The 12,929-nt window shown below is 37.7% G+C and carries 8 protein-coding genes; all 8 read right to left on the reverse strand.

Going from position 1 to position 12,929, the window contains the following annotated elements; all coding sequences use genetic code 11:
* Positions 1-2: 2 nt before the first annotated feature.
* The 8 genes from recB to DK858_RS03255 all read right to left on the reverse strand — a co-directional run bounded on the left by recB (position 3) and on the right by DK858_RS03255 (position 12,919).
* Positions 3-3,614 (reverse strand): exodeoxyribonuclease V subunit beta, encoded by a 3,612-nt coding sequence (gene recB, locus DK858_RS03220; RefSeq protein ID WP_109396197.1) that lies wholly within the window; start codon positions 3,612-3,614, stop codon positions 3-5.
* The gene (ptrA, locus tag DK858_RS03225; RefSeq protein ID WP_109396198.1) at positions 3,611-6,499 is read right to left on the reverse strand and encodes a pitrilysin; all 2,889 of its coding nucleotides are present in this window, start codon (positions 6,497-6,499) and stop codon (positions 3,611-3,613) included. Before ptrA ends, recB begins: the two co-directional genes overlap by 4 nt.
* A 15-nt stretch (positions 6,500-6,514) precedes the next feature.
* Positions 6,515-9,898: an exodeoxyribonuclease V subunit gamma gene (gene recC / locus DK858_RS03230; RefSeq protein WP_109396199.1), complete on the reverse strand. Its 3,384-nt coding sequence runs from the start codon at positions 9,896-9,898 to the stop codon at positions 6,515-6,517.
* Between the two features lie 15 nt (positions 9,899-9,913).
* The gene (locus DK858_RS03235) at positions 9,914-10,255 is read right to left on the reverse strand and encodes a hypothetical protein (RefSeq protein ID WP_228407156.1); all 342 of its coding nucleotides are present in this window, start codon (positions 10,253-10,255) and stop codon (positions 9,914-9,916) included.
* A complete protein-coding gene (locus tag DK858_RS03240) occupies positions 10,243-10,704 on the reverse strand; it encodes a DUF2509 family protein (RefSeq protein ID WP_109396200.1) in 462 nt (153 codons plus the stop codon). Before DK858_RS03240 ends, DK858_RS03235 begins: the two co-directional genes overlap by 13 nt.
* Complete coding sequence (locus tag DK858_RS03245) at positions 10,701-11,345, reverse strand: prepilin peptidase-dependent protein (protein ID WP_228407158.1); 645 nt, start codon at positions 11,343-11,345, stop codon at positions 10,701-10,703. Before DK858_RS03245 ends, DK858_RS03240 begins: the two co-directional genes overlap by 4 nt.
* Complete coding sequence (locus tag DK858_RS03250) at positions 11,339-11,848, reverse strand: potassium:proton antiporter (RefSeq protein WP_228407160.1); 510 nt, start codon at positions 11,846-11,848, stop codon at positions 11,339-11,341. The genes DK858_RS03245 and DK858_RS03250 overlap by 7 nt, the downstream gene beginning before the upstream one ends.
* A 219-nt stretch (positions 11,849-12,067) precedes the next feature.
* On the reverse strand, positions 12,068-12,919 hold the full coding sequence (locus DK858_RS03255) for a thymidylate synthase (RefSeq protein WP_006535953.1): 852 nt from the start codon (positions 12,917-12,919) through the stop codon (positions 12,068-12,070).
* Positions 12,920-12,929 lie beyond the last annotated feature (10 nt).

A 12,929-nucleotide genomic window follows, 5' to 3' on the forward strand; every position in this document is an offset into this window, starting at 1 on the left:
TTTTATTTCTCACCGGCTACATCGGGTTTGCTACTTTGTCCTGTAAATAGTGAATCTAATGCCAAAACAAAAGCTTCATCAGGCAAATAGGCATAAACACCATTTCCAGGGTGTGCTTTGTCTATACCACGTAAAAAGAGGTAATAAATTCCGCCAAAGTGACTTTTGTAATCATAATCAGGGATGCGCTGTTGTAAAAAGCGATGTAACGCTAAGGTATAGAGTTGATATTGTAAATCGTAGCGATGATCCATCATTGCATTCATCATCGCTTCTTGTGTGTAATCCTCACTCGATTCACCTAACCAATTCGATTTATAATCCACAACATAGTATTTACCTTCCCAAGAAAAGACTAAGTCAATAAAGCCTTTAAGCATCCCTTCTACTTGTTGAAATTGCAGAGCTGGACAACGTCTTGACAGAGGGTCAAACTGACTAATTAACTGAGTTAATTGGGCTGATGATAGCTCTTTCTCAATAGGTAAATAGAACTGTAACTCATCAAGTTGTTGTGATTTTGGGATATCAGCCAAGCACAACCCTTGAGAATTAAGCGGTGTATGAAACAGTGTTTCCATCCATGTAACTAAAAGGGGAGCCCACTTTTCATCAAAACCTTGAACGCTCAATTGTTCTTGCATCCACTGTTCATCAATAGGTTGCGAAAAATCTAATACTTCCAGCAAACTATGTAAGAACGTTCCTGCGACTGCACCACGAGGGAAATGATGAATAGAGTTTTCATCAATCTCTTCTTGTCGTTTCTCACCTTTAGCATCTGTATCAAGCCCTGGTGCGATAGATTGCACCAAAGCCTCAATATCACCTAAATCAAAATGATAATGACGATTTGAATGCTGATAGGTTAATCCTGAATAACTTGTTATACGCCAATTATCATGGATCTGACGTTTAAATATAGCAGCTTCAAGGTTGGTTTCAGGGGCTAATTGAGCTTGGTAGCGATGCGCTGATATATTATCAAGCGTTGTAACACTGATATTATCATCTAATAAGACATGAATTGCTTGATGCAATAATTCACTATTACCTTCTTCGCCTTGCTGTAATAAATACCCTAAAGCATTTTTATGCAAATCAGTAAGCCCAGACTTACGTTTATTCCCTTTGACAAGAGGAGCTACACCAACATAACAGCAAAATTTAGAGCGCGTTAATGCCACATAAAGTAAGCGTAAATCTTCAGCTAAGCGCTCTTCATCCGCTAAGCGTAAACTTTCAGGTCGGCTAAAAATATCTAATTTTGCGTAAAATTTATCTCTATCATGATAAAGAGCCCCTTTTTGCTCTTGGTAATTACAAGCAAAAGGTAAGCAAACAATAGGATATTCAAGACCTTTAGATTTATGGATAGTACAAATTCGCACAAGATTTCGGTCACTTTCCAAACGCATTTGTTGGCTTTCAGATTGCGCATCAGGATGAGAAATCTGTTGTGCTAACCAACGAATAAGAGCATGTTCACTATCGAGTTGTAATGATGTTTCTTGTAATAACTCACCAATATGCATGATATCGGTAAGCCGGCGTTCGCCATCAATACTTGCGAGTAAATTTTCTGCAATTTGATTATCCATCATGATTTTGCGCAACATTGGTAAAACACCACGCTTTTGCCATAATACATAATAATCAGCAAACTTCTCCACGTAACTATTCCAGTGAGCCTCACTGCGGTTCAAATCATCAATTTGCTTTGCGCTAAAACCAAATAATCGGCTGGCTAACGAAGCCCTTAAAACTCGCTCTTTTTCAGGTGTTACAACCGCTTGTAATAACCAAAGTAGATCTTTAGCTTCGTTGGTTTCAAAAACACTTTCACGATTGGATAAAAATACTGACTGTATTGAAAGTAAATTCAATGCATCACGGATCAGTATCGCTTCTCTACGGCTACGCACCAATACCATAATATCAGCAGACGTAACTGTTTTTTTTGCATTTTGCTCAATCAACCAAGCCTGTTGCTGATCCCCTGCTGATAACCAATCACGAATTTGTGCGGCACATTGTGCTGCCATAATTTGCTCATAATTTCCCGTAGAAACACTTTCGCCTTCAACAAGCCAAAAATTAAAAGGTGAAACCGGTTTATCATGGTAAACAAAGGCCATGTCTTGATTTTTTTCAGCCGAGCTTACTTCAATAAAAGGGATATGCTCAAATAAAAAAGGGGTATTAGAACGCATAAAAAGCTTGTTAACGGCATTCACCATACCCGGCGCAGAGCGCCAGTTAGTATTTAATGTATAGTGATGAGATGTCTGCTTTCGAGCTTGAATATAAGTAAAAATATCCGCCCCCCGGAAAGCATAAATTGCCTGTTTAGGATCACCAATAAACAACAACCCACTGTTTTCATACTCACCATAAATCGCATCAAAAATACGATATTGTTGGGGATCCGTATCTTGGAATTCATCGATCATTGCAACAGGATAGCGTTCACGAATAGCTTGCGCTAAAGCTTCACCACCTTCACGTTTCAATGCTCTATCTAAACGTGTTAATAAATCATCAAATCCCATTTCACCGCGACGCATCTTTTCATTTTCAATGCCTTGGCGTATTTCAGGGATCGCATTGACCAGAATAACATCACGCAGAGTTAAGCTCTGCTTTGTTAATCGTTCAATTTCAACAAAAAGAATATGTTCTGGTGCTGGGCCTTTAGTGCTCTTCTCATTCAGCGTTTCTTGCGAAAAACGAACCAAACAATCTGGTAATTGATAGTTTTTCGTTTCTGATGTTGACGCCCACAAGGTTATTTCTTCAATCCATTTAGGTAAGAAGCGACTGCTATAACTACGTTTATCAACACCCGAAGCTGTTATCCATGCTTCAACTTCATGTTGATGTGCATGCCAACGCGCTTTTACCTTGTTAATTGCTTCAATAACCGCTTGATGACGCTCTTTGACTGATTCATTTTCACTGTCTAATGCCACACCTTCAATTTCGGGCATTTCACCTTGTAAATAAGGCTGTATTTCATAAAGCAGTTGTTCAGGGCCAGACCAAATCTGGCTTACTGCATTAGCAACATCATAAGAAAGTGGATAACAATGACGACGCCAGAAGTCAGCACATACCCGTTTTTTGAGCTCATATTCATCTTGGATCAAGACTTGTTCAAACAAGACGCCTGATTCAAATGCATTGTTTGCCAACATACGCTGACAAAAACCATGAATAGTATAAATAGCCGCTTCATCCATTTGGCGCTCTGCTTCTAGCAACCATTGTGCCGCCAGCTCTTTATTAGGGATCTGTTTAAGTAACTCGTGGTAAGTATCATTGCAACTTTCAACATCGTGACGAATACAGGCAAGTCTTAGTTCATGGATATTTTTGCGAATACGTGCTCGTAATTCATCTGTCGCCGCATCCGTAAATGTCACAACTAAAATCTCTTCAACATTGAGAGGGCGGTAAAATGCAGACTCTCCGCCTAACCCAAGAAGCAACCGTAAATACAACAACCCGATTGTATAAGTTTTCCCTGTTCCTGCTGACGCCTCAATGAGGCGTCTTTGGTACAGCGGAAGTGTATACGGGTTTAGTGGCTGTGCCTGTATCACTTCACTCACTCTTTAATTTCCTCAATAGGTAAAGTTTTTTGTAATTCACTTACCGTAGCGTAACGTTTCCATTGTTTATTTTCAGCGTAATCAGCATCTTTGCCATCTTTACCAATAACTTGAGAGACAAAAATAAATCCGTTCGGTTTTATAATTGCTTTTTCGTAAAATTCAATAGCTTGTTTTAACGTTACTTTATTAAGCTCAGCCAAGAATTTTTCACGTCCATCATATTTTAAGTTATTACGATGGAAGTCATTTCGATAAAGAGAAACTTCTTCATAGAATGTTTGAGGTGGTTGTTTAACTTCAGTAATAATCGCCTGTTTATACTGATTAAAATCAGCTTCACTCATTTTTTTCAAACGTTCGTAAGCTTGTTGATAAAATGCGTTATAGCGCTTATTTAAGTAGACAGGTGGTTTGGCATTACTTTGCAGTAAAAAGCCGATCCCTGATTGTTCACCCATAGAGCTTGGGTAAGCAAATACCGCATAACCTAGCTGCTCTTCTGTTCTTAATTGATCATAAAACCAAGGTTTGATAACAGACGCTAGCACTGAAGAAATTGCTTGACCTTCAAGTCGGCTATAACCTATTGGGATATAAAGCTCACCTAATGCATTATCTGTACTCTTCGATTTACTTTGGAATTCAACCGCATTTAATTTATTGAATACTAATGTTTCACCGATCCAATATTCTGTACCTTGATTACCTAATAATTCGTGTGCAGATTTAGCAATATCGCGACTTTGCTCTGGCGTTAAGTTACCAATAATCAGCGCTTGAAGTGCCGAGTTTTTAATTACTTCACGGCGATTATCAATAATATCTTGCAGTGTAATTGACTCTAATGCTTTGAGTTTGTCAGCTTCTTCATAATACGGGATCGTATTTAATCGGCGAGCCGGTAACATCGCTTCTTCAAATGCTTTTAAGTTATGAGTCACATCAAGTTGTTCACGATACCAAGATTTAGCTTGATCGAGCTCTTCTTGAGTTGATTCGAAACTCATATAGCTTTTCAGTGTAGCATTAACGAGTTCTGGTAAATGTTGTGTATAACCATTCATTGAAAAATCAATACCTTGTCCTGATGAGGATGAGATATTCATTCCAGCAACAGAAGCTTGGTAAGATAATTCACTTAATGCTAAACCAGCAAGATAATCCGTTAAAGTTTGTGTTACTTGTTGCTTAACAGTAATGTCTGATCCCTTATTCACTAAACTTAATGTCACACTGGCCTTTGGCTCATCAGAGAAATAATGTGATGGCATATAAAACAAGCGAGCGCTTTTATCTTGCCACAACAATTCTGGTTTGATGATTTTGTTATCCGCATCGATCAGAGAAAGATTATCAGGAATATAAGGATTAAGTGCTGGCAATGATAATGAAATATCATCCGATAATGTTTGCCATGTTTTTAATTGCTTATCTGTGATTCTATCAACCTGATAAGGGGCATTAACAAAGTAGGCTTGTTTATTAGAGGGCTCATTAGGGCTTATTACCCAAATACGCGCTTTCTCTGGTGTAAGAGAGTCAAGACGAGAAAGGATAGCTGAAGGCTCATACTTATCAGCAATATAACCCGCATTTAGGATATTTTTGATTGGATAACGCAACATCATATCCGAAATACCTTCTATGTAATTCATATCTCTTACAATAGAGCCATAACGGAATGAGAGATCTAATACATTCGCAATTTCATCAAAGTAACGTTGACTGATACCTTCCGTCTTAATTAAACGAATGTATGAAAAGATAGCGGAAATCACTTTGTCTTTTTGCGCTAAGCCTTTATCTGTCAGCGCAACATAAATCGTAAATGAGCCTTGATTCCGATCGATATAAGGCTCTGAAGATGCACTAATACTTTCAGCTAAACCTTGATCTTGTAGCCATGTTGCCAATGTACCTGCACTAAGATTACCGATTAAATAACCAATATATTCATCAGATTTACTACGAAAATCAGCAACATTGTTATCTATACCAAACTCAATTTGTAAAGTCTTTTGCGGTTGAGCGGGTACTAAATGGATCATTAACCCTTTTTCTTTATCCGTCATAGCAGGTACTGTGGTGACGGGCACATCTGCCTTTTTATTCGGGATACGAGCGAAAGTATTTGCGGCTAATTTAGATAACTCATCGAGTGATTTATTACTATAAATAACACCATTCATTAAATTACCAGAATAGTGTTTTTGATAGAATTTAATCAATTCATCTTGAAGCTTACTATTTGGTTTATCACTTAATGTCTCTAAGTTCCCCCCCATAAAGCGAGAACTTGGATGTAATGGATTTAACGTTTCAGCTCTGACTTGCCAAAAACGCATACCATCACGCGCACGCGCCATGGTTAATTCAGCATTAACCGCATTACGCTCACGATCTGCATTTTTAGGATCAAGTAAGGGTTCAGCTAAAGCATCAGCAAGGCGATCAACCGCTTCATCAATAGCACTATTTTCCACTTCTAAATAGAATGCAGTACGATAGGTCGTTGTACTGGCATTATGAGAGCCACCATTCTTTTGTAAGAATTCAGACATACTGCCTGATTGAGGATATTTCGCCGACCCCATTAGCACCATATGTTCTAAATAGTGAGCAAGACCTTGCTGGCTATCTGGATCTTCTAATGCGCCAACAGGTAATGCAACTGCCGTTAATGATTTAACTGCCTTTTCATCAGAAACCAGTAATACGGTCATTTCATTAGGTAGTTTAATCGCTTGATATTGCCGTGGATCACTCTCACTTTTTTCAATGCTATCAGGCAATACTTGCCAGAGTGGATCAACAGCAAAACTGTTGATGCTCAGTAGCATCAATAGCAACATAATCCATAGTTGCGAGCAGTATTTTCTCATCTGATATGAGCTCCCTTATTTTTTCAGAAATGGAATTATTGGTTTAAATATTGTTAACGCCGTCTGTTTGACTGTTTGTAAAAAAGGCTCGTCTAATTGAGAGAAGGCGCGCTGAACATACATGTCATTCATTTCACCATCTCGATTATAGCTATCCGTTAAATGTTGCATCAGTACTAATTCTGCTTTTTCTAGAGTCTCTTCATCATCAAGTAAAAACGCTTGTGATTTTTTATCATAGCAAGCTTGTAACCAAGCCCAGCCACTTTTCGCAAATAGCGCTAATGGGCTGTTTAACCCTTGTTTATAATCGCTGATTAAATTGTCTAATGTTGAATAGGCAAATTCAGGATCAACAGGTAATAAACACCATTGAGTCTCTTTTCTGCCGTAAAACCGACTCTCGCCAGCGCCCTCTTTTAAACAATAAACTAAGTGCTCAATCCAAAGCTGCAATAAATCATTAGCGGTTAAGCTGGCGGGTCGCCAACGTAATAAACCATCAGCTTGTACCTCATTTAAACGGCCAATCAGTGGCATTGCACTAAAGCTTTGCTCTAATGTGACAGAATGTGTGGCTGATCGTTCACTTCTTATCTTTTCAGCTAAAGGAAGTAACTCTTCTATTTGTTGCTCCCAATAAATTTGACCAAATGCGCTCGCCGGAAGTTGTCCAGCTGCTTTGATACGCTCAAACAAAGCGTCTGTTGAGCTTTGATCAATCAATGCCTTTAATAACCATTGATTCAATAGATACCGTTGAAGCGCATTTATCACAAATGGCTCTTCTTCCGGTAATTCTGTTTCTTCAATTACAAAGTTTGTTTTTAATCTTTGTTGGAAGAAAGCACGAATAGGATGACGATAAAAACGAGCTAGCTCATCAACAGAAACTTTATCTATTGTGTCATCATCATTAAGTGCTTCCGTAAAACATTGATGAATCTCCCCCTGCCCACTGGCAGCAGGTAGCCATTCAGAAGCATAAGAGCGAAAAGAAGCATCGATTCGGAAATTTTCTTGAGCAAAAGGAACACGGCTATGTTGTGTTAATAAATGCTGATTTATGCGAATTGCACTCTCATCGACATTGAGTTCACCATCTTCCGGCAAACGGAAGTTTTGCCCAATATAATCTTGTAACTCTTTGATTAAGACGGATGGGTTACATTCTCGATCGTCCCGTATCGATTTTCCGATATAACTAATATAAAGGTATTTTTCAGCTGAACTAAGCGCTTCAAGGAACAAATAGCGGTCATCATCACGACGTTTTCTATCACCACGACGGCGTTTTTCCGCCATTAAATCAAACCCTAACGGCTGAATATTACGAGGATAAATACCGTCGTTCATTCCTAATAGACACACTGCATTAAAGGGAATGGAGCGCATAGGCATTAATGTACAGAAATTAATGCTACCGGCTAAAAAACGCTGACTAATTTTTTCATCATCAAACCGAACTGTTAATTCATCACGAATAAGAACTAGCGGAATTTCATTTTGATATTGCGCTTTCAATCCATTTTCAATCACTTTTTGCCATTGTTGAATAATAAGCGCTAAGACTAATTCCGTTTCCTCATCAGATTCAAAAAAGGCATCAACTAATTGTTGTCCAACTTCTAGCCATGCTTCTAATGAACGAGTTTCACTTAAACGTGTACGCCACTCACTTAATGTATAAAGAAAATCAGCGAGATATCCTGCAAGTTCAGCAACTAAGCCACTGGACTCATCATAAGGAAGCACGCCTTTCCAAGGACCATTTTCACTTTCCATCGCATAACCAAGCAACATACGCAGTAAACCAAACTCCCACGTATTTTTACCCGTGATGGGTAATAAGAATGAAGCCACATTCTCATCATCTAATCCCCAACGTATGCCTGACTCATCGACCCAACGACGTAATAGTTTTAGTTCATTTTCAAAAATAGAGAAATGTCCAGCTAAAGCAGGAACTTCAAGCAATGCCAACACTTGTTCAGCGGTAAAACGACTTTGAGGAAGCTCTAACAACGTAATAAAAGCTTGCAATACTGGGTGTGCTTGACGAGCTTTTCTATCTGAAATTGCAAAAGGAAGATAACGTTCTGAAGGTGCATTACCAAACACAGCTTGAATATAAGGTGTATAGCTATCGATATCCGCAACCATCACAATAATATCACGTGGTAATAATTCAGGATCTTGCTCTAACAAATGCAGTAATTGATCTTGTAACACTTCCACTTCACGCTGTGGGCTATGGCTGGCATGAAAAGTCAGTGAGTTATCATCTGGTGAAATTACACGTTTATTTTCACTACACTCATACGTTTCAAGTGTTGTACCTAATTGCGAAAAATCTTCTAAATCAAGAATGTCAGCTTGCAATTGATGAAGTAAATTATCTCTTGGGATCTCAACAAATGCATCTAATACATCGGTATATTCAAGTTCAGAAAGAAAATAAAGATTATCTTTACCCAGTTTCCCCCATGACGCTAATAGCGGATTGCCAATATTTTGTTCACCCTCATCATTAAATAACGAAGAAGCATTTTTTTCGTCTTTAAACCAAGGTGATTCATGTAATTGCTTATAATGACGTGGTTTTCTACTATTAAGACGAGAGAGAAATTTAGGATCTTGAATATCTCCCCAATAGTAACGGCAAGGGTTGGTAAAGAGTAAATAGATCTCGGTATGACGACCTATCGCTTGTAATGCCTGCAAGTAAACTTGAGGTAGAGCTGAAATCCCACAAATAAAAATACGGGGTGGAAAACAGTGTTGAAGCTCACCTTCTTCTGTATTATTTAATGTCGAAATAAATTGTTGATAAAGATTAGAACGGTGCCATTGAGGCTGATTAAGATCTTTTGTGTATTGCTGTAATGCTACCCACAATATTTTTTGCCAACGTTGATTTTCACTCAACCCTTCTATTAACTCATCTTTTTCCCACGAAGCTAACCAATCAGAACGATAAACTAAATATTGGTCAAATAAGTCAGCTACACGCCCTGCGAGCTGGTGAAGTTTACGTTTGTCTTCATCATCATCAAGATAATGCAGTAAGGGGATAAATTCTTCATGAGGCAAAAATTCAGGAAGCAATGCCATTAATTTCCATGTCATTGCATCTTTAGAAAAAGCGCTTTCTTTAGGTATACCTGATAATACCCGAGTAAACATTTCCCAAATAAAAGTTGCTGGTAGTGGATAACGGATATTAGCAGCAATACCCAAGTTTTCGGCAAGCTGAATTTGCAACCACTGAGACATTCCGGGGCTTTGTACAAGGATCACTTCTTGTTCAAAAGGAGAAACAAGTGGCTTGGTCTGCATAAAGTGCACCATAAGCGACTTTAGTAATGACAACTGGTTTGAGTGATATATATGAAACATCAGATCCTCATCTTATTAATAGCATGACCAGTAATACAGCCTTATTTCGGGTAATAAATTATTAGCAACATAACCCTCTATTTGCTGGCAACCTTCAGACTGAAAAAGTGTGCGTATCATTATTTTGGGGTTAGCTACGAAATAGTCAGGTGATTTAGCAGACATTTGTTCAAATAAAACAAAAAGTTCCTGCCCTGCCTGCTGCATTTGAATTAATTGCTGAAAGTCAGCTTTTAATGATTGACTATACCCTATAATAGCGACAAAACTAATATTAAAAAACAGCAATATAAACATTGTATTAAGTAAAATAGAGCCACTTTCTGATTTATTTTGAATGTTATCTATAACACACACTCCTTATGCACTAATGGGCAATAATCTAGCCATCCATTTGGATGTGCAACAATGGATTTATTTTTGTCCTGCAAAAAATCAACCCATTGATAATGATATATTTTATAACCATTTAAGCTTTCTGCTTGTCCTTGCAATAAACCTTTTTCTAAAGAAATCAATAATAAACAGCTTATTATTTTAGGGTTTGCATGAAAATGACGACATTGCCATTTATTTAACTGTGACGATAAAATTTCCCAATTCTGTTTTATTCCCCACGCTAATGCAGATTCAGCAAATAAAAAAGCCTGTCGTGCTTGTAATTCTTGCATCACTATTTGTTGAGACTGCCTGTAATAATAAGCAAAATTCCCAAGCACCGATAAGCTCATAACAATAAACCCCATAACGACAAGTAAACTTGCAAATCCTTGCTCACTTTTATTGTAGATTGAATCAATACTCATAACGTAGTCACATTCCTTAACCGAATGTCATTTTCATAATGCAATTTCACCGTAGGATTTTGTTTTAAATAAGCTTTTAAAGAAACTGAGAGATAGAAAAATGGTTTCTTTTTGGTAAGATGTTGCCTTGAATAAGGACGTAAAATAAACTCCGTCACTTCAATTTCATGACTTTCAAAAAATCGTTGCCATCCTGAAGAAGTGCAATCTTGTACGCCTCTTAATTGTTCTAGTTGCCCATTTTTAAGCCGATAACCAAAATAATCACTCTCTTTTGAAGAGGGCGCATCCCATCGACCATTGCCATTTACGTCATAAGCGAAAATAACACAGGTGTTTTTTTCTTGATAAGAATACTGCCCCATTTTTAATGGTGATATGTGCAATTCCTTTGACTGCAATACATGAGCACAATCACCCTGACAATATCCAGTACGCCTTAATTGTGTTTCTAGTACTAATAACCTTTCCTTTAAAAAAATATCTAACTGATATTTCTGGTAAGAATGGAGCAGTGTGTTCATGACTTGAGGATAAGCCCGACTAATACAAAGAAATAGAACACCACTCATTGCCATGGCAAAAAGACATTCCATCAACATCATGCCAGATGAAAATGAAAATATTGATCGCTTTAGCATGGTGAAAACACCTTAATTTTCTGACTACATGCTCTTATTCTGCCTAAAGATGAAATAACAATTTTTACTTCACTTTCTGAACGTTGAAGCACAAAACTCATTGGTCTTAAGGTTTGACGGATCCCCCCAAACGTAAAATTTGAAACTGTTGATTGTTTAAGTTGAATGCCAGAAGCTAATCGAAAAATTGTTTGTTTTTCAGTTGAGTACCGCAGAGGAAAAGGCATAGCGACAACTTTATTACTGGGTGATAAATGAAGTGATATTTTAATTTTTATATTAAACAGTAGCGCTTGTTGTCGTTGATATGAAAGAAATGCAATGGTTTCTCGCACACTATGTATCAATTGACGTTGGTGAGTGTATTGCTGATAGGTGGTGATTGATAAATAACTTAAAATCGAGGTGATCATCATGACAATCAGCATTTCAAGTAGGCTTATCCCCAATTCACTCTCTTGTTCAAGTTTACTTTTTAGGCTTATTTCCATATTACTGTTCATTTTGCTCTCCTTTATAGCCAATAAAAGGATGCAGCTAACCCTTTATAAGGTAAATAAAAGAGAGTGTTTTTTTCGAACAATAACGCAGTAACAATATTTTCAGAGCAAACACAAAAAATAGTCATCGACAAGACTAGGATTAGCCTTTAGAACCAGTCAATAAAAACAAAAAAGCCTCTGTTTATCACTAAACAGAGGCTTTAAAACATAAAGGAAAGATCAAACCGTAAATGGATATTTTATTGCTTCATGGCATTGATAACCTTCAACAGTAAAATCATCCGTTGTTACCCATGTTTCGATATCTTCCAATGTTTTGATTTTTGGATTGATATGTAATGTTGGTAACGGTAATGGCTCTCTTTTTAGCTGTACATCTCGCATTAATGGTAATTGATTTTCATAGATATGTGCATTGATTATCTTATGAAATGCTTTACCCGGCTTATGCCCTGTAATTTGAGCCACCAGCGCTAATAAAACAAAGCACTGTATTTGGTTGAAATTCAAACCTAATGGCACATCACAGCTACGTTGATAAGAAGTTAAGTAAAGCGTATCACCCACTAATGAAAATGTGTGTGTATGCATACAAGGACGCAAACAACCTAACTCGGTTTCACCTGGGTTATAGAATGTTACGATCTCACCACGATCATCTATACCCTTAGTCAGGTTATCTATCACTTTGCGTAGTTGATCAAAATGGGAGCCATCAGGGCGTTGCCATTGACGTCCTTGAACACCATAAACACGCCCCATATCATCTTCACCTTTACGATGAGGGTTGTTTAACCATGCTCCATTTTCATTAGCATTTGCATTCCATGTATTACAACCAATTTCACGAAATTGACCTGCGTTGTCGTAGCCACGTAAATACCCCAACAGCTCTGCAATTGCTGCTTTATAGAAACTTTTACGTGTCGTTATCAGCGGAAATTGGTTATTCGCAACATCATATTCCAGATCAGCATTAATCACCGTTAAACAGCGAGTTCCTGTTCGTTTATTATCAATCCATTGCCCTTCATCGATAATGCGTTGACACAATGCCAGATACTGCTTCATGTTGTCTCTC

The organism is Proteus faecis (assembly GCF_003144395.1).
GTDB classification, from domain to species: Bacteria; Pseudomonadota; Gammaproteobacteria; order Enterobacterales; family Enterobacteriaceae; genus Proteus; species Proteus faecis.